The sequence below is a fragment of the Actinomadura sp. BRA 177 genome, assembly GCF_013372625.1.
GTDB lineage: Bacteria > Actinomycetota > Actinomycetes > Streptosporangiales > Streptosporangiaceae > Spirillospora.
In genome coordinates, this window is sequence record NZ_JABXFD010000197.1 from 37,756 (window position 1) to 62,222 (window position 24,467).

Annotated in this window: 4 protein-coding genes (1 of these 4 running past the window's edge); 1 reads left to right on the forward strand and 3 read right to left on the reverse strand. The window is 71.9% G+C overall.

Going from position 1 to position 24,467, the window contains the following annotated elements; genetic code table 11:
- Window positions 1-21,014: the 3' portion of a non-ribosomal peptide synthetase gene (locus HUX53_RS06975; RefSeq protein ID WP_176402340.1), read on the forward strand. Its footprint begins 94 nt before the window's first position; the window shows 21,014 of its 21,108 coding nt (coding positions 95-21,108); its start codon lies off the left edge, out of view; the stop codon is at window positions 21,012-21,014.
- 66 nt (window positions 21,015-21,080) lie between these two features.
- On the opposite strand, the gene HUX53_RS06980 is transcribed toward HUX53_RS06975, so the two are convergent.
- From HUX53_RS06980 to HUX53_RS06990, 3 genes are all read right to left on the reverse strand, one after another.
- Entirely contained in the window at window positions 21,081-22,271 is a 1,191-nt protein-coding gene (locus HUX53_RS06980; RefSeq protein ID WP_176402341.1) for a cytochrome P450, read from the reverse strand.
- Window positions 22,258-24,192: an ABC transporter ATP-binding protein gene (locus tag HUX53_RS06985; protein ID WP_309237092.1), complete on the reverse strand. Its 1,935-nt coding sequence runs from the start codon at window positions 24,190-24,192 to the stop codon at window positions 22,258-22,260. Before HUX53_RS06985 ends, HUX53_RS06980 begins: the two co-directional genes overlap by 14 nt.
- A gap of 73 nt (window positions 24,193-24,265) precedes the next feature.
- Window positions 24,266-24,467, reverse strand: a 202-nt coding sequence (locus HUX53_RS06990; RefSeq protein WP_255205010.1) for an alpha/beta hydrolase, incomplete at its 5' end; no start/stop codon positions are given.

A 24,467-nucleotide genomic window follows, 5' to 3' on the forward strand; every position in this document is an offset into this window, starting at 1 on the left:
TGATCGCGGCGCTGGGCCCGCGCCTCGGCGCCGGGCCCGGGGTGCGGCTGCTGCAGTTCGCCTCGTTCAACTTCGACGCCTCGGTGCTGGACGTGGCCGTGGCGCTGTCGTCCGGCGCCGCCCTGGTGATCGCGTCGGCGGAGGAACGGGCCGACACCGCGCTGCTGGCCGACCTGATCCGCCGGACCGGGATCGAGGCGGCCAGCGTGGTGCCGTCGCTCCTCGCCGTGCTGGACCCGGACGACCTGCCCGGCGTGCGGCGGATGGTGGTCGGTTCGGAACCGATCAGCCTCCCGCTGGTGCGGGCGTGGGCGCGGGGCCGGTCGCTGGTGAACGCCTACGGGCCGACCGAGGCGACCGTCATCGTGACGACCGCCCCCGTCGACGGGACGGAACCCGCCGTGCCGATGGGCGGGCCGGGCCCCAACACCCGCGTGTTCGTTCTCGATGAGGCGTTGCGGCCCGTCCCGGTCGGCGTGGCGGGTGAGCTCTACATCGCCGGTGACCAGCTGGCACGCGGCTACGTCGGGCGGGCGGCGCTGACCGGTGAGCGGTTCGTCGCGTGCCCGTTCGGCGGCGCCGGCGAACGGATGTACCGCACGGGTGACCTCGTCCGGTGGACGGCCGGTGGGGATCTGGTGTTCGCGGGCCGCGCCGACGACCAGGTGAAGATCCGCGGGTTCCGGGTGGAGCCGGGGGAAGTGCGGGCCGTCCTCGCCTCCCACTCGCGCGTCGCGCAGGCCGCCGTCATCGTCCGCGAGGACGTGCCGGGGGAGAAACGCCTGGTCGCCTATGTCGTCGGCGACGCGGGCGAGGCCGAGCTGCGGCGGTTCGCCGGCGACCGGCTACCCGGCTACATGGTGCCCTCGGCCTTCGTGTCCTTGGACGCCCTGCCGCTGAACGCCAACGACAAACTCGACCGCGAGGCCCTGCCCGCCCCCGAGCAGAAGACGGGTGCGGGACGCGTCCCCGTCTCCGTGCGGGAGGAGATCCTCTGCCAGCTGTTCGCGGACGTCCTCAACCTGCCGTCCGCCGGGGTGGACGACGACTTCTTCGCGCTCGGCGGCCATTCGCTGCTGGCGACGCGCCTGGTGAGCCGGGTCCGCTCGGTGCTGGGGGTGGAGGTTCCGCTGCGGGCGCTGTTCGAGGCGCCGACCGTGGCCGGTCTCGCGGCGCGCCTCACGGAGGCGGACGCGGCGCGGACGGCACTGACCCCGGCGACGTCCCGCCCGGAGCGGGTACCGCTGTCGTATGCGCAGCGGCGGCTGTGGTTCCTGGCGCAGCTGGAGAGGTCGGACGCCTACAACATCGCGCTGGCGCTGCGTCTGAACGGTGATCTGGACCAGGGTGCCCTGGCGGCGGCGTTCCGGGACGTTCTAGGGCGGCACGAGGTGCTGCGGACGGTGTTCCCGATGGCGGATGGCGAGCCATTCCAGCAGCTCATCGACCTTGAAGACCTCGCATGGAACCTCACGGTCACCGATGTCACGGCGGAAGGGTTGCCGGCGGTCGTGGCCGGGGCGAGCGGTCATGTCTTCGACTTGGCGGCGGAGTTGCCGATCAAGGTCGAGCTGTTTGCCGTCGGACCGGACGAGCATGTGCTGGTGCTGGTCGTGCACCACATCGCAAGTGACGGCTGGTCGATCGGCCCGCTCGCGCGTGACGTGTCGGTGGCGTACGCCGCCCGCTGCGAGGGTCAGGCGCCGGAGTGGTCTCCGCTGCCCGTTCAGTACGCGGACTATGCGCTGTGGCAGCGCGACCTACTGGGCGATGAGGACGAGCCCGGCAGCCTGCTGGCCCGTCAGGTGGCGTACTGGCGTGAAACCCTGACCGGGGCGCCGGAAGAGCTGGCGCTGCCGTTCGACCGGCCGCGTCCGGCGGTGGCCTCGTCCCGGGGACACCGGGTGCCGCTGGAACTTCCAGCGGACCTGCACGCACGGTTGCGTGAGATCGCGCGGGCCGAGGGCGTGACGGTGTTCATGGCCCTGCAGGCGGCGCTCGCGGTGAGTCTGTCGCGGCTCGGCGCCGGCGCGGACGTCCCGATCGGCTCGGCGGTCGCGGGCCGCTTGGACGAGGCGCTCGACGGCCTGATCGGGTTCTTCGTCAACACACTGGTGATCAGGACCGACCTGACCGGCGACCCGACGTTCACCGAGCTGCTCGACCGCGTCCGCGAGACGACCCTGCACGCGTTCGAGCACCAGGACGTCCCATTCGAGCGGCTCGTGGAGGAACTGGCACCGGCCCGGTCCCTGGCGCGCCACCCGTTGTTCCAGGTGATGCTGACGCTGCAGAACGCCGGTCCCGCCGAACTGGCCATGCCGGGGCTCGACGCCGCCGGCATGTCCGCCGGGACGCCGACGTCGAAGTTCGATCTCGATGTCACCGCCACGGAGGTCTTCGACGCCGACGGCGTCCCGGCCGGGGTGCGCGGGTCGGTGATCGCGGCGGCCGACGTGTTCGACGCGCGGACCGCCGAGCGGATCGCCGGCATCTGGACGCGGACACTGTCAGCCCTGGCCGCCGACCCGTCCGCCCGCGTCGGTTCACTCGACGTCCTGGACCCGGCAGAGCGCCGCAAGATCCTGGTCGAGTGGAACGACACCGAGGCGGACGTGCCGCAGACGCCGGTGGTGGGCCAGCTCGAGGCCCAAGCGGATCGGACACCAAACGCGGTCGCGGTCATCGCCGACGGCGTCGAGATCACGTACGCGGACCTGGACGCGCGCGCGAACCGCCTCGCCGGGGCACTGGCCGCCCACGGCGCCGGCCCCGGGTCGGTGGTCGCGATCGCGATGGACCGGGGCGTCAGCCTGATGGTCGCCGTGCTGGGCGTGCTGAAGGCCGGCGGCGCATATCTGGCGCTCGACCTCGCACAGCCGGTGGAACGGCTCGCGTTCGTCCTGGACGACGCGAACCCCCGTCTCCTGATCACGAACACGGCCGGGGCGGACTCCGTCAGCGGATTCGCCGTTCCGGTGCTGAACATCGACTCGGCCTCCCTCCCCGCCGAGACGGGCTCCCGGCCGGAGCCGGTGCGGGGCGAGCACCCGGCGTATGTGGTCTACACGTCCGGGTCGACGGGCCGGCCCAAGGGCGTCGTGCTCCCGCACGCCGGTTTCGCGAACACGGTGGCGGCGGGCCGCGCCCGCTTCGAGACCGGACCCGGATCCCGGGTCGCGCAGTTCGCGTCGGCGGGCTTCGACGTCTTCTGCCTGGAGTGGGCGGTCGCGCTGACCTCGGGAGCCGCGCTCGTCACGGTCCCGGACGAGGCCCGGCTGGGCGAAGGACTGGCTGAGTTCATCGCCGGCCGGGACATCACACATGCGTCGTTGCCGCCCGCGCTGCTGGCGGCGCTCCGGGAGGACGAGATTCCCGAGCGGGTCGTCCTGGAGGTCGGCGGCGAGGCGTGCCCGCCGGAAGTGGCCGCTCGCTGGTCGCGTGGCCGAGTCCTGTTCAACACCTACGGCCCGACCGAGACGACCGTGGACGCCACGTTCTGGCGGGCCAGGCCCGATGCGCCGGACGTGCCGATCGGCGCCCCGATCGCCAACACCCGCACCTACGTGCTGGACGACCACCTGCGCCCGGTACCAGTGGGGGTGACCGGAGAACTGTATGTGGCCGGGGCCGGGCTGGCGCGCGGATACCTGAACCGTCCCGCCCAGACCGCCGAAAGGTTCGTGGCGTGCCCCTTTGGGGGTGCCGGTGAGCGCATGTATCGGACGGGTGACCTGGCGCGCTGGACGCCCGAGGGCGAGCTGATCTTCGCGGGTCGTGCCGACGATCAGGTGAAGATCCGCGGCTTCCGCATCGAACCGGGAGAGATCGAGACGGTGCTGGCCACCGCCCCCCAAGTCGCGCAGGTAGCAGTGGTCGCGCGAGACCAACATCTGGTCGCGTATGTCGTGCCGGCTGGGGATGACCCGGACGTTGAGCGGTTGCGTGAGGTGGCGGCCGAGCGGCTGCCGCAGTACATGGTGCCGTCGGCGTTCGTCGTCCTGGATGCGTTGCCGTTGAACAACAGTGGCAAGCTCGACCGTGCCGCCCTGCCTGCCCCGGACTACGTGGTGGGCGCTGGCCGGGCGCCCTCCAGCGTGCGTGAGGAGGTGGTGTGCGGGGCGTTCGCCGAGGTCCTCGGCCTGGAAACGGTCGGTGTCGAGGACGACTTCTTCCGGCTCGGCGGCCATTCGCTGCTGGCGGTGCGGATGGTGGAGTTGCTGCGTCGCCGTGGTGTGTCGGTGTCGGTGCGGGCGTTGTTCCAGACGCCCACTCCGGCGGGTCTGGCAGCGGTGGCGGGCGGCCCGGCCGAGGTCATCGTCCCGCCCAACGGCATCCCGGCGGACGCGGCCGAGATCACCCCGGAGATGCTTCCCCTCGTCGACCTGTCGGAGACGGAGGTCGAGCAGATCGTCGTGGCCGTCGACGGCGGCGCGGCCAACGTCGCGGACGTGTATCCGCTGGCGCCGCTCCAGGAGGGTCTGTTCTTCCATCATCTGATGGCTGAGGGCGGTCAGGACGCCTATGTGGTCTCGCAGGTCCTGCGGTTCGATTCCCGTGACCGGCTGGACGGGTTCCTGGCGGCGTTGCAGCGCATCATCGACCGGCACGACATCTACCGCACCGCGATCGTCTGGGAAGGGTTGAGCGAACCCGTCCAGGTCGTCACACGCCGGGCCGCGCTCCCAGTGGCGCAAGTCGAACAACTGGACGACGTGACGGGTTCGCCCATGGACCTGGGACGGGCCCCGCTGCTCGACGTCCATTACGCCGCCGAGCCGGGCTCCGGCCAATGGCTCGCGCTGCTGCGCATCCATCACTTGGTGCAGGACCACACGACCCAGGACGTCCTCATCGAGGAGTTGGCCGCGATCTTGGCCGGCGACGAGGATTCACTTCCAATCCCGCTGCCGTTCCGCGCTTTCGTGGCGCAGTCCCGCCTGGGTGTCTCCCGCATCGAGCACGAGGACTACTTCACGACCCTGCTGGGGGATGTGGAGGAGACCACGGCGCCCTACGGGCTGCTGGAGGTGCGCGGCGACGGCAGCGGAGTGCAGCGCGCGCACCTACCGGTCGATGAGGACATCGCCGGTCAGGTGCGGGAGGCGGCGCGGACGCTGGGCGTGAGCGCGGCCACCATCTTCCACCTGGCCTGGGCCCGCGTCCTGGCCACGCTGAGCGGACGCGACGATGTCGTGTTCGGGACGGTGCTGTTCGGCCGGATGAACGCCGGCGCCGGAGCCGACCGCGTCCCGGGCTTGTTCATCAACACCCTCCCGGTCCGCGTCCGCACCGCCCACACCCCCGTCGCCCGGGCACTGACCGCAGTCCGCGACCAGCTCGCCGAACTCCTCGTCCACGAACACGCACCACTGACCCTGGCGCAACAAGCCGCCGGAGTCCCCTCCGGCAGCCCACTGTTCACCTCCATCCTCAACTACCGGCACAGCCAGGCACCGGCCGCGTCGGCGCAGGCGGCGACCAAGCAGGACATCACCGGCATCAGCACCGTGTCGGCGAGTGAGGCCACCAACTATCCGGTGGCCGTGGCGGTCGAGGACCGGGGCACCGGTTTCGGCCTCACCGTGGACGCGGTCGCCCCCGCCGACGCGGCGGCGCTGTGCCGGCTGGTGCACACGTGCGTCGGCAATCTGGTGTCCGCCCTGGACACCGCCCCGGACGCGTCCTTGCAGACGGTGGAGGTCCTCGACGGCGCCGAACTCGACCGGGTCGTCCGCGGCTGGAACGACACGGCGGGACGGGTGCCGGACGGGTTCGTCCCCGACCTGTTCGCGGCCCAGGCTGCGCGCACCCCCGACGCGATCGCGGTCATCGCCGACGGCGCGCGGCTGTCCTACGCCGAGCTGGACGCACGCGCGAACCGGCTGGCGAACGTGCTGCGGGAGCGCGGCGCGGGCGCGGAGTCGGTGGTGGGCGTGTGCCTGCCGCGCGGCATCGACATGATCACCGCGATCCTCGGAGTGTGGAAGGCGGGCGCCGCGTACGTGCCGCTCGATCCGGAGTATCCGGCGGAACGCCTGGAGTTCATGCTGGCCGACAGCGGCGCCGGCCTCGTCATCACCCGTGGCGACACGGCGGCCGGCCACGCGGGCGTCCTGGCCCTGGACATGGACGACCCGCGGCTCGCCTACGCCGCCGAGACGGCACCGGACGTCCGGTTCGCACCCGAGCAAGCCGCCTACGTGATCTACACGTCGGGTTCGACGGGCCGCCCGAAGGGTGTCGCGGCGACCCACGGCGGCCTGGTCAACCTCGCGACCACGCTCGGCCCGGTGCTTGGCGCCGGACCCGGGGCGCGGGTGCTGCAGTTCGCCTCCTTCGGCTTCGACGCCTCCGTGCTGGACGTCGCGACGACACTCGTCGCGGGCGGCACGCTGGTGGTGGCGTCGGCGGCCGAACGCGCAGACGCCTCCCTGCTGACCAGCATGATGGACGAGACGGGCGTCACGGCGACGAGCGTGGTGCCGTCCCTGCTGGCCGCGCTCGACCCCGCCGAACTGCCCGGCCTGGCGACCGTCCTGGTCGGCGCGGAGCCGATCGACCGTGCGCAGGCGCGGGCATGGGCGCGCGGCCGCACCCTCGTCAACACCTACGGCCCCACCGAGGCCACCGTGATGGTGACGACCGGCCGCGTGGACGGCTCCGAGCCGGCCGTGCCGATGGGGGCGCCCATCCGCAACACGTCCCTGTACGTGCTGGACGGCGGACTGCGTCCCGTCCCGGCGGGAGTGGCCGGCGAACTGTACATCGCCGGCGAACAGGTGGCCCGCGGCTACCTGAACCGCCCGGCCCTGACCGCGGAACGGTTCGTGGCGTCCCCGTTCGCCGGCGCCGGCAGGCGGATGTATCGCACTGGAGACCTGGCGCGCTGGACGCCCGACGGGCAACTCGTGTTCGCGGGCCGCGCCGACCAGCAGGTGAAGATCCGCGGATTCCGGGTGGAGCCGGGCGAGGTGCAGACGGTGCTGGCCGCGCACCCGGGCGTCGCCCAGTCGGCCGTCCTCGCGCGCGAGGACGTCCCGGGAGACAGGCGCCTCGTCGCCTACGTGGTCCCCGCCGACCCCGACGGGAACCCGGAGCTGCCGGCCGAACTGCGCGAATTCGCCACCGGCCGCCTGCCGCACTACATGGTTCCGTCGGCGTTCGTCACCTTGGCGGCGCTGCCGCTCAACGCCAACGGCAAACTCGACCGCGCCGCCCTGCCCGCCCCCGGCCGCACGGCCGGTGCCGGGCGCGGACCGGTCACCGCCCAGGAGGAGATCCTCTGCCGGTCCTTCGCCGAAGTGCTCGGCCTGGAATCGGTCGGGGTGGACGACGACTTCTTCGCACTCGGCGGGCACTCGCTGCTCGCCATGCGCCTCGTGAGCCGGATCCGCGCGGCCATGGGCGTCGAGATGCCGCTCCGGGCACTGTTCGAGGCCCCGACCGTGGCGGCCCTGGCGACGAGACTGGCCGGGACGGGTGCGGCCCGTCCCGAACTGGTCCCGGCGGTGCGCCCGCCGCACGTCCCGCTGTCGTTCGCGCAGCGGCGCCTGTGGTTCATCGGACAGCTGGAAGGACCGAGCGCCACCTACAACAGCCCGATCGTGGTGCGGCTCACCGGCGAACTGGACCGGACCGCCCTCGAAGCCGCCTTCCGGGACGTGCTGGAGCGCCACGAGGTCCTCCGCACGGTGTTCCCGGTAGCGGACGGCGAGCCCTACCAGCACGCGATGGATCTCGCTGACCTGCCATGGGAGGTGACGGCCGCCGACGTCACCCTGGAGGCCCTGCCGGACGCGGTCGCCGAAGCGAGCCGCTACGCCTTCGACTTCGCGATCGAACCGCCGATCAAGGCGTGGCTCTTCGCCGCCGCGCCGGACGAGCACGTCCTCGTCCTGGTCGTCCACCACATTGCGAGCGACGCATGGTCGATGGAGCCCCTGGCCCGCGACGTATCGGCGGCCTACGCGGCGCGCTGTGCAGGCCGGGCGCCGGAGTGGGCACCGCTGCCGGTGCAGTACGCCGACTACGCGCTCTGGCAGCGCGACCTCCTCGGCGACGAAAATAACGCGGACAGCGTGCTGGCACGCCAGGTGACGTACTGGCGCGACCGACTCGCGGGCGCCCCGGAAGAACTGGCGCTTCCCTTCACCCGCCCGCGCCCGGACGTCGCCTCACACCGGGGACACCGGACACCGCTGCGGCTTCCGGCCGACGTCCACGAGCGGCTCCGGGACGTCGCGCGCGCCGAAGGCGTGACGGTGTTCATGCTGCTGCAGGCCGCGCTCGCGGTGACCCTGTCCGGGTTCGGCGCGGGCCGCGACATCCCGATCGGCTCGTCGGTCGCCGGACGCCTGGACGAGGCACTCGACGACCTCGTCGGATTCTTCGTCAACACGCTGGTGATCCGCAGCGACCTGTCCGGTGACCCGACGTTCGCCGAGTTGCTGGGACGTGTGCGGGAGACGAGCCTGGAGGCGTTCGCGCATCAGGACGTGCCGTTCGAGCGGCTGGTGGAGGAACTCGCTCCGGTGCGTTCGCTGGCCCGGCAGCCGCTCTTCCAGGTGATGCTGGTCCTGCAGAACAACGCGCAGGCCACACTCGACCTCCCCGCACTCCGCGCGGGCGCGACACCGACCGGCGCGACGCCGCCGGGAGCCGCGGCGGCCAGGTTCGACCTGGACGTCAACGTCACGGAATTCTTCGACCCCGAGGACCGGCCGGCGGGCGTCCACGGCTCGCTGATCGCCGCCACCGACGTGTTCAACGCCGCGACGGCCGAACGGCTCGCGGACGCTTTCATCCGCGTGCTGTCGGTGCTGGCGGACGATCCGTCGCTGCGAGTGAGCGCGGTGGACGTGCTCGGCGAGGCCGAGCGCCGCAAGGTGCTGGTGGAGTGGAACGACACTGCGGCTGAGGTGCCGGTGTTGTCGGTGCCGGAGATGTTCGCGGCGCAGGCTGCTCGTACACCCGATGCGGTGGCGGTGATCTCCGGTGACGAACGGCTCTCGTATGCGGAGCTGGACGCGCGTGCGAATCGACTCGCGAACTGGCTGCGCAGCCAGGGCGTTGGTGCTGAGTCGGTGGTGGGCGTCTGCCTGCCGCGCGGGATCGAGATGATCACCGCGATTGTCGGGGTGTGGAAGGCGGGCGCGGCGTATGTGCCGATCGATCCCGCTCAGCCTGCTGATCGGGTGGCGTTCGTGGTGTCTGACAGCGGCGCGGTCCTGACCCTGACCAGCGAGGAGGTTCTGGAGGATCTTCCTGCGGGCCGTCACCGCTGGGTGGCGCTGGACGACCAGCTGATGGCGATGCAGTTGCAGATGCAGCCCGAATCGGCACCTGAGTTGAGCCTGACACCCGAGCAGACGGCGTATGTGATGTACACGTCGGGTTCGACGGGCCGTCCGAAGGGTGTCGCGGTCACGCACGCCGGCCTGACCAATTACGTGGCGAGTGTTCCGGGCCGGGTGGGATTCGGCTCGGCTGGTGGCCGGTTCGCGGTGTTGCAGGCGCAGGTGACCGACCTGGGCAACACCGTGGTGTTCGCCAGCCTGACCTGCGGCGGTGAGCTGCACGTCCTGGACGAGGACACCGTGACCGATGCGGTGGCCGTCCGCGCTTATCTGGCCGAGCACCAGATCGATTACCTCAAGGCCGTGCCCTCGCACATCGCGGCGCTGGGTGGTGTGGTTCCGAGCCGGGCGCTCGTCCTTGGTGGCGAGGCCGCCTCGCCTGAACTGGTCATTCAACTACTCGCAGCAGGTGAGCAGGACGTCTTCAATCACTACGGCCCGACCGAGGCCACGATCGGTGTCGCCACGGTTCGGCTGACTCCAGAGCTGGTGGAGTCGGGGAGCGTGCCGATCGGCGCGCCCGTCGCCAACACCCGCCTGTACGTGCTGGATGCCGACCTTCAGCCGGTCCCAGTCGGAGTTGCCGGTGAGCTGTACATCGCGGGCGCACAGCTGGCGCGCGGCTATGTGGGCCGATCGGGTCTGACGGCCGAGCGGTTCGTGGCGTGTCCGTTCGGCGGTCCGGGGGAGCGGATGTATCGCACCGGGGACTTGGCCCGCTGGACTCCGGACGGGAACCTGGTGTTCGCGGGCCGCGCCGACGAGCAGGTGAAGGTCCGTGGGTTCCGGGTGGAGCCGGGCGAGGTCGAAGCCACGCTGACCGCACATCCGCAGGTTGAGCAGGCCGCTGTGGTCGCCCGTGAGGAAACCCTGGTGGCCTACATCGTCTCCGCATCCGAGATCGATCCGGCCACTATCCGGGAGTTCGCTGCCGGGCGGTTGCCGGAGTACATGGTGCCTTCGGCCGTCGTCGTGCTAGAGGCGTTGCCGCTGGCGTCCAACGGCAAGCTCGACCGCAAGGTCCTGCCCGCACCCGACTACACCTCCGCGTCGACCGGCACTGGGCGTGCTCCGGCGACCGTCCAGGAAGAGATCCTCTGCCAGTCCTTCGCCGAAGTCCTCAACCTGGAGACCGTCGGTGTCGAGGACGACTTCTTCATGCTCGGCGGCCACTCCCTCCTAGCAGTCCGACTCGTGGAACTGCTGCGCCAACGCGGCGTCTCCGTCTCAGTCCGGGCGCTGTTCCAGACGCCGAGCCCCGCCGCCCTCGCGGAGGTCGCCTCGGAGCCGGAAGACCTGGACGTCCCCCCGAACCTGATTCCGGAGGACGCCGACCACATCACGCCGGAGATGCTGCCGCTGGTCGACCTGTCAGCCGAGGAGGTCCAGCGGGTCGTCTCCGCGGTGGCGGGCGGCGCGGCGAACATCGCGGACGTGTATCCGCTGGCGCCGCTCCAGGAGGGCCTGTTCTTCCACTACCTGATGGCTGAGGGCGGCCACGACGCCTACGTGGTGCCGCGCGTGCTGCGGTTCGAGTCCCGGGAGCGCCTCGACGCCTGCCTCAACGCCCTGCAGCGGCTCATCGACCGCCACGACATCTACCGCACCGCGATCGTGTGGGAGGGGCTGCCCGAGCCCGTCCAGGTGGTGGCCCGCCGGGCGGTGCTGCCCGTGACGGAGATCGATGTGGCGGCGGACGGGCCGGACGCGGCGGAGCAGCTGCTCGCGGCCGGTGGCTCGGCCATGGACCTGACCCGCGCCCCGCTGATCGACATGCACACGGCGGCCGAGCCGGGCACCGGCCAGTGGCTCGGCCTGCTGCGGATCCACCACCCCGCGCAGGACCACACCAGCCAGGACGTGTTCCTGGGCGAGTTCGGCGTGATCCTGGCGGGACGCGAGGACACGCTGCCGGAGCCGCTGCCGTTCCGGAACTTCGTCGCGCAGGCGCGCCTCGGGGTGCCGAGGGAGGAGCACGAGCGCTACTTCGCCGGCCTGCTCGGCGACGTGGACGAGACCACGGCCCCCTACGGCCTCGTCGACGTCCACGGCGACGGGCGCGGCATCGAGCGGACGCGGCTGCCCGTCGACGACGACCTGAACCGGCGGATGCGGGACGTCATGCGCACCCGCGGCGTGAGCGCCGCCAACGTCTTCCATTTGGCGTGGGCGCGCGTCCTCGCGACCCTGAGCGGACGCGACGACGTCGTGTTCGGGACGGTCCTGGCCGGCCGGATGAACTCTGGCGCGGGCGCCGACCGCGTCCCGGGCCTGTTCGTCAACACGCTGCCCGTCCGGGTCCGCATCGGCGCGGCGAGCGTCGGCGAGGCGCTGACCGGCATGCGGCACCAGCTGACGGAACTCCTCGTCCACGAGCACGCGCCGCTGTCCCTGGCGCAGCAGGCCAGCGGGATCGCGGCGGGCAGCCCGCTGTTCACCTCGCTCTTCAACTACCGTCCCAACCAGTCGTCTGCCGCCCCCGACCCCGCCGGCCGGGCGGGGATCTCCGGGGTCCGCATGCTGTCGCTGCGGGAGACGACGAACTTTCCGGTGGTGGCGGCCGTCGAGGACGGCGGCGCCACCGTCGTGCTGGGCGTCGACGCGGTGGATCCGATCGACGGGGCGGCGCTGTGCCGGCTGCTGCACACCTGCCTCGGCAACCTCGTCACCGCGCTGGAAGAGGACCCGGACCTTCCGCTGCGCATGATCGAAGTCCTGGACAAGGCGGAACGCGACCGCCTCGTCCACGCGCGGAACGACACCTCGGCGGACGTCCCCGCGGCGACGCTCCCGCAGCTGATCGAGGCGCAGGCGGCCCGCACCCCCGGCCGGACGGCGGTCATGGCGGAAGACGCCGCGCTGACCTACACCGAACTGAACGAGCGCGCGAACCGGCTGGCGCGGCTGCTGGTCGCGGAGGGCGCCGGCCCGGAGCGGGTCGTCGGCGTGGCGCTGCCCCGCTCGGCCGACCTGGTCGTCGCGATCCTCGGCGTGCTGAAGGCGGGCGCCGCCTACCTGCCGGTGGACGGCGACCTGCCCGCCGACCGCATCGCGTTCCTGCTGGACGACGCGGCCCCGGCCCTCGTGATCACCGACGCTGCCGGCGCCGACGGGGAGGCGCCGGTGCCGTGCGTCCGGCTGGGCGAGCCCGCCACGGAGGCGCGGCTGGCCGGATTCCCTGCCACCGACCTCACCGACTCCGACCGGACCACCCCGCTCCACCCGAACGACCCGGCTTACGTGATCTACACGTCGGGCTCCACCGGACGGCCGAAGGGCGTCGTGGTCCCGCATTCGGGGATCGTGAACCGGCTCGCGGGCATGCAGTCCCGGTTCGCCCTCGGCACGGACGACCGCGTCCTGCAGAAGACGCCCTTCGGGTTCGACGTGTCGGTGTGGGAATTCCTGTGGCCGCTGTCCAACGGCGCCGTCCTCGTGATGGCGCGGCCCGGCGGGCACCGCGACCCGGCCTACGTGGCGGGCCTGATCCAGGAGCGCGGGGTGTCGACGGTCCACTTCGTGCCGTCGATGCTGGAGGCATTCCTGGCCGAGCCCGCCGCGGTGGGATGCGCGAGCCTGCGGCGCGTGATCTGCTCGGGCGAGGCGCTGCCGCCCTCCGCGGTCGCGCGGTTCTTCGAGCTGTTCCACGGCGTGGAACTGCACAACCTGTACGGGCCGACCGAGGCGTCGATCGACGTGACGGCCTGGGAGTGCGCACCCGCCGACGGGGACGGGCCCGTGCCCATCGGCGAGCCGGTCCCGAACACGCGCGTGTTCGTCCTGGACGGCGGGCTGGAGCCGGTCCCGGAGGGCGTGCCCGGCGAGCTGTACCTCGCCGGAGCGCAGCTGGCGCGCGGCTATCTGGGCCGTCCCGGACTGACCGCGGAACGGTTCGTCGCGTGCCCCTTCGACGGCGCCGGCGAGCGGATGTACCGGACCGGCGACGTGGTGCGGTGGCGCGCCGGCGGAAGCCTGGAGTTCCTCGGCCGCGCCGACGACCAGGTGAAGATCCGCGGGTTCCGGATCGAGCCGGGCGAGATCGAGGCGGCGCTGGCCGCGCACCCGGCCGTCACCCAGGCCGCGGTGATCGTCCGCGCGGACGGTCCGGGCGGCAGGCGCCTCATCGCCTACGCCGTCACCGGCCAGGCTTCGCCGGCCGAACTGCGCGACTTCGTCGCCGACCGGCTGCCGCCCTACATGGTGCCGTCGGCGATCGTGCCGCTGGACGCGCTGCCGCTCAACGCCAACGGCAAGCTCGACCGCAAGGCCCTGCCCGCCCCCGACCTCGCGGCCTCCGCCGGCACCGGCCGCGGACCCGCGTCCGTGCGGGAGGAGATCCTCTGCCAGGTGTTCGCGGAGACGCTGGGGCTGCCCGCGGTCGGGGTCGAGGACGACTTCTTCGCCCTCGGCGGGCATTCGCTGCTCGCGATGCGCCTGGTCAGCCGGGCGCGCACCGTCCTGGACGCCGAGGTGCCGCTCCGCGCCCTGTTCGAGGCGCCAACGGTCGCGGGCCTCGCCGCCCGGCTCGGCGGGCCGGACACCGCACGGCCACGGCTCGCGCAAGCGGTCCGTCCCGACCGGGTGCCGTTGTCGTTCGCGCAGCGGCGGCTGTGGTTCCTGGCGCAGCTCGAAGGGCCGAGCGCGACATACAACAGCCCGGTCGTCGTGCGCCTGTCCGGCGACCTGGACCAGGAGGCGCTGGAGACCGCGTTCCGTGACGTACTGGAACGGCACGAAGTGCTCCGCACCGTGTTCCCCGTCGCGGACGGCGAGCCGTACCAGCGGATCCTCTCCGTGGACGAGACCGGATTCGCGCTGCCGGTGACGCGGGTGACCGCCGACGGACTCCCGGACGCGGTGGCCGACGCGAGCCGGTACGCGTTCGACTTCGCGGCCGAGCCGCCGGCCAAGGCATGGCTGTTCGGTGTCGGCCCGGACGAGCACGTCCTCGTGCTCGTGGTCCACCACATCGCCAGCGACGGCTGGTCGATGGGCCCCCTCACCCGGGACGTGTCGGACGCCTACGCTGCACGTCGCGAAGGCCGCGCGCCGGAGTGGACGCCGCTGCCGGTGCAGTACGCCGACTACGCACTGTGGCAGCGCGACCTGCTCGGCGACGGGGAAGACCCCGAGAGTCTCCTTTCGCGGCAGGTGGCGTACTGGCGCGACGAACTGGCCGGCGCCCCGGAAGAGCTGGCGCTTCCGTTCGACCACCCGCGCCCGGCGGTCGCCTCACACCGGGGCCATGAAATCGACGTGGACATCCCGGCCGAGGTGCACGCCCGGCTCCGGGACGTGGCACGCGCCGAGGGCGTGACGGTGTTCATGATCCTGCAGGCCGGGCTGGCAACGCTGCTGTCGCGGCTCGGCGCAGGCAAGGACGTCCCGATCGGCTCGGCCGTGGCGGGCCGCATGGACGAGGTCCTGGACGACCTCGTCGGCTGCTTCGTCAACACACTGGTGATCCGCAGCGACCTGACCGGTGACCCGACCTTCGCCGAACTACTGGCGCGCGTCAGGGAACGCGGCCTGCGCGCATACGCCCACCAGGACGTGCCGTTCGAGCGGCTGGTCGAGGAACTGGCCCCGGCCCGCTCGCTGGGCCGTCAGCCGCTGTTCCAGGTCATCCTGACCATGCAGGACGCCGCAGGAGCGTCCGCCCCGGCCGCGCCCGGAACCGGCGGCGGGTCCGGGGTCCGGGCGAGCAGGCTGGCGATGGGCACCGCCAGGGCCAAGTTCGACCTGTCGGTCCTGGTGGGGGAGAGGTTCGACGCCGAAGGCGCACCCGCCGGCATCGGCGGCCTGATCGCTGGCGCGGTCGACCTCTTCGACCAGCCCACCGTGGAACGGCTGGCCTCCACTTTCGTCCGCGTACTGTCCGCTCTGGTGGACGATCCGTCGCTGCGGGTGAGCGCGGTGGATGTCCTGGGCGAGGCCGAGCGCCGCAGGGTGCTGGTGGAGTGGAACGACACTGCGGCCGAGGTGCCGGGGGCGCTGGTTCCGGAGATGTTCGCTGCTCAGGCGGTGCGGACTCCGGAGGCGGTGGCGGTGGTCGCCGGTGATGAGCGGCTGTCGTATGCGGAACTGGACGCGCGTGCGAATCGGCTCGCGAACTGGCTGCGCAGTCAGGGCGTTGGTGCCGAGTCGGTGGTGGGCGTCTGCCTGCCGCGCGGCGCCGAGATGATCAGCGCGATCGTGGGTGTGTGGAAGGCCGGTGCGGCGTATGTGCCGATCGACCCGGCGCAGCCTGCCGATCGGGTGGCGTTCGTGGTGTCTGACAGCGGTGCCGTCCTGACCCTGACCAGCGAGGAGGTTCTGGAGGACCTGCCCGCAGGACGGCAGCGGCTGGTCGCGCTGGACGACCAGCTGATGGCGATGCAGCTGGGCATGCAGCCCGACACCGCGCCCGAGGTGGAAATTGTCCCAAGCCAGGCGGCGTATGTGATGTACACGTCGGGTTCGACGGGCCGCCCGAAGGGCGTCGCGGTCACCCACGCAGGCCTGGCCAACTACATCGTGACCGTTCCAGATCGGGTGGGGTTCGGCTGGGATGGTGGCCGGTTCGCGGTGTTGCAGGCGCAGGTGACCGACCTGGGCAACACCGTGGTGTTCGCCAGCCTGACGTCCGGTGGTGAACTGCATGTCCTGGACGAGGACACCGTGACCAATGCGGTGGCCGTCCGCGCTTATCTGGCCGAGCACCAGATCGATTACCTCAAGGCCGTGCCCTCGCACATCGCCGCGCTGGGCGGTGTAGTCCCGGCCCGGGCGCTCGTCCTTGGTGGCGAGGCCGCTGCTCCGGAGCTGGTGACCGACTTGCTGGTGGCAGGGGAGCAGGAGGTCTTCAACCACTATGGGCCGACCGAGGCGACGATCGGTGTCGCCACGGTTCGGCTCACTCCGGAGTTGGTGGAGTCGGGGACGGTGCCGATCGGTGCGCCTGTCGCCAACACAGGCCTGTATGTTCTGGACGACTATCTGCAGCCGGTGCCGGTTGGGGTTGCGGGCGAGCTGTATATCGCGGGCGCACAGCTGGCGCGCGGCTATGTGGGTCGCGCAGCTCTAACGGGGGAGCGGTTCGTGGCGTGCCCGTTCAGCGATACGGGTGCGCGGATGTACCGCACCGGGGACCTGGCCAAGTGGACCCCGGACGGAAACCTGGTGTTCGGCGGCCGGGCCGACGAGCAGGTCAAGGTCCGCGGGTTCCGGGTGGAGCCGGGCGAGGTCGAAGCCACACTGATCGCTCACCCGCAGGTTGAGCAGGCCGCTGTGGTCGCCCGTGAGGAAACCCTGGTGGCTTACATCGTCCCCGCATCCGAGGTCGATCCGACCGCCATCCGGGAGTTCGCCGCCGGGAGGTTGCCGGACTACATGGTGCCTTCGGCCATCGCCGTGCTCGACGCGCTGCCGCTGGCGTCCAACGGCAAACTCGACCGCAAGGCCCTGCCCGCGCCCGACTACACCGCTGCGTCCGTCGGTAGCGGGCGTGCTCCGGCGACCGTCCAGGAAGAGATCCTCTGCCAGTCCTTCGCCGAAGTTCTCAACCTGGACACCGTCGGCGTCGAAGACGACTTCTTCATGCTCGGCGGCCACTCCCTCCTAGCAGTCCGACTAGTGGAACTGCTGCGCCAACGCGGCGTCTCAGTCTCGGTCCGCGCGCTGTTCGAGACGCCGACTCCTGCCGGTCTCGCGATGGCGGTGGGACCGGTCGAGGTGGAGGTGCCACCCAACCGCATCCCCGAAGACGCCGACCACATCACGCCAGAGATGCTCACGCTCGTCGACCTGTCGGTAGAGGAGATCGAACGACTGGTCTCAGCGGTCGACGGCGGCGCCACCAACATCGCGGACGTGTACCCGCTGGCCCCCCTCCAGGAGGGCATCTTCTTCCACCACCTCCTGCAGGCCGACAGCGACGCGGACGTCTACCACCGGCCCCGCGTCATCGGTTTCGATTCGCGGGAGCGCCTGGACGCGTTCCTCGCCGCCCTGCAACGGCTGATCGACCGGCACGACGTCTATCGGACGGCGATCGTGTGGGAGGGCCTGCCCGAGCCAGTCCAGGTGGTGACCCGCCGGGCGACACTGCCCGTGACGGAACTCGAAACGGCGCCGGACGGTCCGGACGTGGTGGAGCAGCTCCTGGCCGTCCGCTCGTCCGGGATGGAGCCCGGCCGCGCCCCGCTGCTCGACGTGCACACGGCCGCCGACCCGGGCACCGGACGGTGGCTGGCGCTGCTGCGGATCCACCACCTCATCCACGACCACACCACCCAGGACGTCCTGATCGAGGAACTGGGCGTGATCCTGGACGGCCGGGAGGACACCCTCCCCGAGCCCCTCCCGTTCCGCGACTTCGTGGCCCAGGCGCGCCTCGGGATGACGAGCGAAGAGCACGAGCGCCACTTCGCCGACCTCCTCAGTGACGTGGACGAGACCACCGCCCCCTACGGCCTCCTCGACGTCCACGGCGACGGCGGCGACATCACCCGCTCGCACATGTCCGTCGATGCGGACATCGCCCGCCAGGTGCGAGAGGCGGCGCGGGCCTCCGGGGTGAGCCCGGCCACCGTCTTCCACCTGGCATGGGCTCGGGTGCTGGCCACCCTGAGCGGACGCGACGACGTCGTCTTCGGGACGGTCCTGTTCGGCCGGATGAACGCCGGCGCGGGAGCCGACCGTGTGCCGGGCCTTTACATGAACACGCTGCCCGTCCGGGTGCGTGTCGGCGAAACCGGCGCCGGGCCCGCCCTGGACGACCTGCGCCGCCAGCTCGCGGCGCTCCTCGTCCACGAGCACGCGCCGCTCTCGCTCGCGCAGCAGGCCAGCGGCGTCCCCGGCGGCAGCCCGCTGTTCACCTCGATCCTGAACTACCGGCACAACCGGCGCCCGGACGCGGCGGAGCCCGCACGGCGTGACGGCGACGGGCTCAGCGGTGTCCGGATGGTGTTCACCCGGGAGCCCACCAACTACCCCGTCGCCGTCCTGATCGAAGACACGGGAACCGAGTTCGGGCTGATCGTGGACGCCGTGCCGTCCGTCGACGGCGACGCGGCGTGCAGGCTGCTGCACACCTGCCTCGGCAACCTCGTGACCGCGCTGGCCGAGGAACCGGCGGAACGGCTGGCGGCCGTCGGCGTCCTGCCGGGTACCGAACGGCAACGCCTCGTCCAAGACTGGAACGACACCGCCGTACCGGTGCCCGCGCAATCCATTCCGGAACTGTTCGGGGCCCAGGTCGCGCGCACACCCGACTCAGTAGCGATCGTGGACGGCGACGCCGAACTGACCTACACCGAACTGGACGAGCGCGCCGCCCGGCTCGCGCGCTACCTCGCCGCCCAGGGCGCAGGCCCGGAGACCGTGGTCGCGGTCGGCCTGGAGCGCGGCGCCGACCTGATGGCCGCGCTGCTCGCCGTGCTGAAGACGGGAGCCGCCTACCTGCTCCTCGACGCCGAACACCCCGCCGAACGCATCGCCTACATGCTGCACGACGCGGGCGTGCGTTCCGTGGTGACCACCACGGCATGGGAGGGAACACTCCCAGACGACGTCACCCGCGTGCCCGTGGACGCCCCAGAGACCGCCCAGACACTGGAGACCTCGCCCGAGGTGACCTCTCCGGCATACGTGATCTACACATCGGGTTCGACAGGACGGCCCAAGGGCGTGCTCGTCTCGCACACAGGCGTGAGGAGCCTCATCGAAGGGCACGTCCGGCACCTGGGCGTCGGCCCGCAGTCACGCGTCGGCCAGTTCGCGTCGGCGGCGTTCGACACCTTCGGCTGGGAATGGATGATGGCGCTGCTGACCGGTGCCGCGCTGGTCGTCATCCCGCGCGACGACCGCCTCGGCACCGCGCTGCCCGCCTTCCTCACCCGGGAACGGGTCACCCACGTGACGCTGCCGCCGGCCGTCCTGGCGACCCTGGACGAAGGATCGATCGACCAGGAGACCGTGCTGGTCGTCGCCGGTGAGGCATCCTCACCCGACGTGATCCACCGCTGGGCGCGGGACCGCCGGATGTTCAACTCCTACGGCCCGGCGGAAACAACCGTCGACGCCACCCTCTGGCGCTGCGACCCCGACGCCGCCGACGTGCCGATTGGTAGCCCGGTCGCCAACACCCGAGTATTCGCGCTGGACGACAGGCTGCAACCAGTCCCCGCCGGAGTGGTCGGCGAGCTCTACGTGGCAGGCCCCGGCCTGGCGCGCGGATACGTGAACCGCCCGACCCTGACGGCCGAACGGTTCGTCCCGTGCCCGTTCGGCGGCCCCGGCGAACGGATGTACCGCACAGGCGACCTCGTCCGGTGGACGGCCGACGGGAACATGGTGTTCGCGGGCCGCGCCGACGACCAGGTGAAGATCCGCGGCCAGCGGATCGAACTCGGCGAGGTCGAGACCGTCCTGACCGCACATCACACCGTGTCCCACGCGGCAGTGATCCTCCGCGAGGACACCCCCGGCGACAAACGCCTGGTCGCCTACGCCGTCCCCGCCGCAGCCGATCTCGACACCGACGCGCTCCGGACGGCGGCGGCCGCACGGCTGCCCGGCTACATGGTGCCGTCCGCCATCGTGGTGCTGGACGCGCTGCCGCTCACCACCAACGGGAAACTGGACCGCAAGGCACTCCCCGCCCCCGAGAACGCGGGACGCTCCGGCTCCCCGGCGCGGCGCGGCTCGGCCAGCGCCCTGGAGGAGACGGTGTGCGACGCGTTCGCCGCGACCCTCCAGGTGCCGTCCGTCGGCGTGGACGACGACTTCTTCCAGCGCGGCGGCCACTCCCTGCTGGCGGTCGCGCTGGTGGAGGAATTGCAGGCCAAGGGCATCACCGTGTCGCTTCGCGACCTGATCACGAACCCGACGCCCGCGACGCTGATCGGCACGCTCGGCCTGTCGTCCGTGCGCGACGCCCTCGACGGCGTGCTGCACATCCGGCCCGGCGGAACGGAACCGGCGTTCTTCTTCGTCCACCCCGCCGGTGGGCTGAGCTGGTGCTACCTGCCGTTCGCGCGGCACCTGCCGGAAGGGCACGCCCTCTACGGGCTGCAGGCCGACGGCCTGGACGGCACCGGCGAGATGTCCGGCTCCGTCGCCGCGATGGCGGCCGCCTACGTGGACCGGATCCGGTCCCTCCAGGCGTCCGGCCCCTACCACGTCGTCGGCTTCTCCTTCGGCGGGACGCCGGCGCACGAGGTCGCGGCCCGGCTGGAGGCGGCGGGGGAGGAGGTGTCCCTGATCATCATGGACTCCTACCCGCCCGAACCCGGCACCGCCCACATGCTGCCGCCCGAAGCGACCGAGGACGGCGGCTCGCCCGTCGCGGAACTGGCGCAGCACATCCGCGCCGAACTGGGCGAGATGCTGGGCGGCCTCACCGACGACGAGCTGACGCTGCTGGCGCGCGTGTTCCACAACAACGTGACGATCAGGGCCGGGCACGAGTACGGCCGGTTCGGCGGCGACACGCTGATCCTCGTCGCCGACGAGCACAAGCCCGAGGGCTTCGCACCGGACGGGCTGTGGCGGCCCCACCTCGCCCGGCCGGCCGACATCGCGCACCTGCCGTGCACGCACTCCGACATCGTCCGACCCGACATGATCGCGCTAGCCGCCGAGGCCATCTCCCAGTGGCTCGACCGCCCCTAGAGACGGACCGGCCCGTGCTGACGGGGAGTCAGCACGGGCCGGTCCGAGACAGGCTGCGGACGGGCGCTAGCGACCGAAAGTCACCGGCAGCCGTTCCGGGCCGTTGACGACGATCGAATCCAGGAGCTTCGGCGTGCTGTCGAGGGCGATCCGGGGTGCGCGGGTGAGGAGTTCCCGGTACAGCAGGCGAAGCTCGACGCGCGCGAGCATGCTGCCGAGGCAGAAGTGCTCGCCGAAACCTAGTGCGAGATGGCGGTTCGGGCGGCGGCGGACGTCGAAGCGGTCGGGGTCGTCGAACACCGACTCGTCGCGGTCGGCGGACGGCAGCCAGAACACGACCCGGTCGCCCGCCGCGATCCGCTTACCGTGCAGCGTGACCGGGCGGGTGGCGGTCCGCATGATGTGGGTGGCGGTGGACGTCCAGCGCAGCACCTCCTCGACGGCGGAGTTCAGCAGCGACGGGTCGTCCACCAGCGTCCGCCACTGGTCCGGGTGCCGCAGGAACGCCAGCATCCCGCCCGCCGCCGCGATGCGGGTGTTCTCCGTCCCGCCGACGAACAGGTTGTCGCAGTTGAGGATCACGTCGCGCGGGTCGAGCGGGGCGCCCTCGACATCGGCGGTCGCGAGCCTGCTCACCAGGTCGTCGCCCGGTTCCGCCGCCCGCGCCTTCCGCAGCTGCTCGAAGTACCCGAGGATCTCCAGGTGGGCGACGCGGCGGGTGAGGGCGTCACCGCCCGCGAACGCCTGGCTGGTCAGCGTGTAGAGGTGCTCCCAGTCCGCCTCGGGCACGCCCATCATCCGGCAGATGACGTAGAGCGGGACGCGCGCCGCGACATCGGTGACGAAGTCGCAGCCGCCGGCCTCCAGCGCCCGGTCGACCACGCCCCGCGCGATGTCGGCCATCTCCGCCTCCAACGCCCGCACGGAACGGACCGTGAACCAGCCGTCCACGAGGCCGCGCAGCATCCGGTGGCGGGGCGGGTCCGTCAGCGCCAGGGTCCGGCCGCCGCCGGGATCGGCGCCGTGCTCGTCCGGGCGCAGCAGGATCCCCCGCGCCGAACTGAACGTCTCATGGTCGAGGTACGCGTCCTTCACGTCGGCGTACCTCGTCAGCGCCCAGAACCCCGGGAGCTCGCCCGGCGGATGCCAGTGCACCGGGTCGTTCGCGCGCAGCCACCGCCACTGCGCGAACGGGTCGCCGTGCGAGTACAGGCCGGGCTCCACCAGGTTGATGGGCGGCGCGCTAGTGCTGGCCATCGGTCACTCCCACCTCCGGATCCACCGGGCCCATGGCCTGGTGGGCGAACTGGCTGCGGTAGAGGTCGGCGTACGGGCCGCCTTCGGCGAGCAGCTTGTCGTGACTGCCGCTCTCCCGGATCCGGCCCGCCTCGACGACCAGGATCTGGTCGGCCTCCCGGATCGTGGACAGCCGGTGCGCGATCACCAGCGACGTGCGTCCCGCGAGGGCCGTCTTCAGCGCCCGCTGGATCGCCGCCTCCGACTCCGAGTCCAGGTGCGCGGTCGCCTCGTCCAGCACCACGATCGGCGGGGCCTTCAGCAGCAGCCGCGCCAGCGCGAGCCGCTGCTTCTCCCCGCCCGAGAACCGGTAGCCGCGCTCCCCGACGACCGTGTCGAGCCCGTCGGGCAGCGCGCTGATCGTGTCCCAGATCAGCGCCGCCTCGCACACCTCGACCAGTTCCCGCTCACTCGCGCCGGGACGGGCGTACTCCAGGTTGGCGCGCACCGTCTCGTGGAACAGATGCGCGTCCTGGGTCACCACCCCGATGGTGTCCCGCAGCGACGTGAGGGTGAGATCGCGGACGTCGTGGCCCCCGATGCGCACCGTCCCCGACGTCGCGTCGTACAGGCGCGGCACCAGGTGGGTGATGGTCGTCTTCCCCGCGCCGGACGGGCCGACGAGGGCGGTGAGCGTCCCGGCCCGGGCGTGGAAGGACAGGCCGCGCAGCACCTGCGCGTCCCGGCCGTTCTCCGGTGCCGCCCCGGCCAGCGCGGCCGGCTCCAGCGACGCCACCGACACCTCCCCGGCGGCCGGGTAGCGGAACGAGACGTCCTCGAACCCGATGTCCGGGACGTCCCCCGGCCCCGCGCCGTCGGGCGCCGCGACCGTCAGCGGACGGGCGCCGGGACGTTCCGCGATGAGCGGCTTCAGGTCGAGCACCTCGAAGACCCGGTCGAAGCTCACCAGCCCGACCATCGCGGTCGACTGCATCGTGGACAGCTGGTTGATCGGGCCGTACACCCGCAGCAGCAGCGCCACCATCGCCACCAGCGTGCCGAACTCCAAGGTCCCCTTGATGGCGAGCGCGCCGCCCAGCCCGTAGACGAGGGCGGTGGTGAACGCGGTGAGGACCGTGACCAGGATCGGCAGCATCCGGTTCCAGACGATCGTCCTCGCGGCGACGTCACGGACCTGCGCGGCCCTGGCCGAGAACCGGTCCAGCTCGTCCGGCGCGCGGCCGTAGAGCTTGGCCAGCATCGCGCCCGAGACGTCGAACCGTTCTGTCATCATCGAGGTCATCTCGGCCTCGTGGTCCAGCATCGACCGGGTCAGCCGCTGGATGCGGCGCCCGATCAGCCGGGCCGGCGCCAGGAACACCGGGATCATCACCAGCGCCGCCACGGTGATCTGCCACGACAGGTACAGCATCGCCGCGAGCGTCAGCGTCAGCGTCAGGAACGTCGACACCGCCTGCGTCAGCAGCGTCGTCACCGCCTGCCGGGCGCCGTCCACGTCCGCGCCGAGCCGGCTGATCAGCTTCCCGGTCTGCGCGCGGGTGAAGAACCCCAGCGGCTGCCGCTGCACATGCCCGAACACCTCGGTGCGCAGCTCGTAGACGAGCCCCTCGCCGACCCGGCCCGAACACCGGTTCTGCAGGAAGACGGCGCCCGCGTCGACCAGCGCCAGCCCCGCCAGGCCGAGGCTCAGCGACACCACCAGGCCCATGTTCTTGGGCAGGATGCCCTCGTCGATGATCAGCTTGAGGAAGAGCGGGTTCGCGGCGGCGATGCACGCGTTGACGACGGTGGCCGCCATCAGCAGCGCGATCTGCCGCCGGTACGGGCGCGCGTACGGCAGGATCCGCCGGAACGTCGCGCGCTTGGCCCGCCGCGGGCCGGTCTTCGTCCCGTCGTGCGGCGCCGGCCTGAACGAGCCCACGGGCGGCTGTCCTAACACGGTCACGGACCGGCCTCGCTTTCTGTCACTTCGCCCGGAGCGGCGAAACGTGCGGTCAGGGCTGGGCGGCGGCACCCGCGGGCGCCGCCGGCCGGACGCGCGGCGCCGTGCCGCGGACCGTGCCGAGGAACCCGACGATGGCCGCGTTCACGGCCTCGGGACGCTCCAGATAGCCGAGATGGCCCGCGTCGGGGACGGTCACGAGATCGCAGCCGGGAATGGCGTCCGCGACCTCGGCGACCAGATGGGGCGGGCAG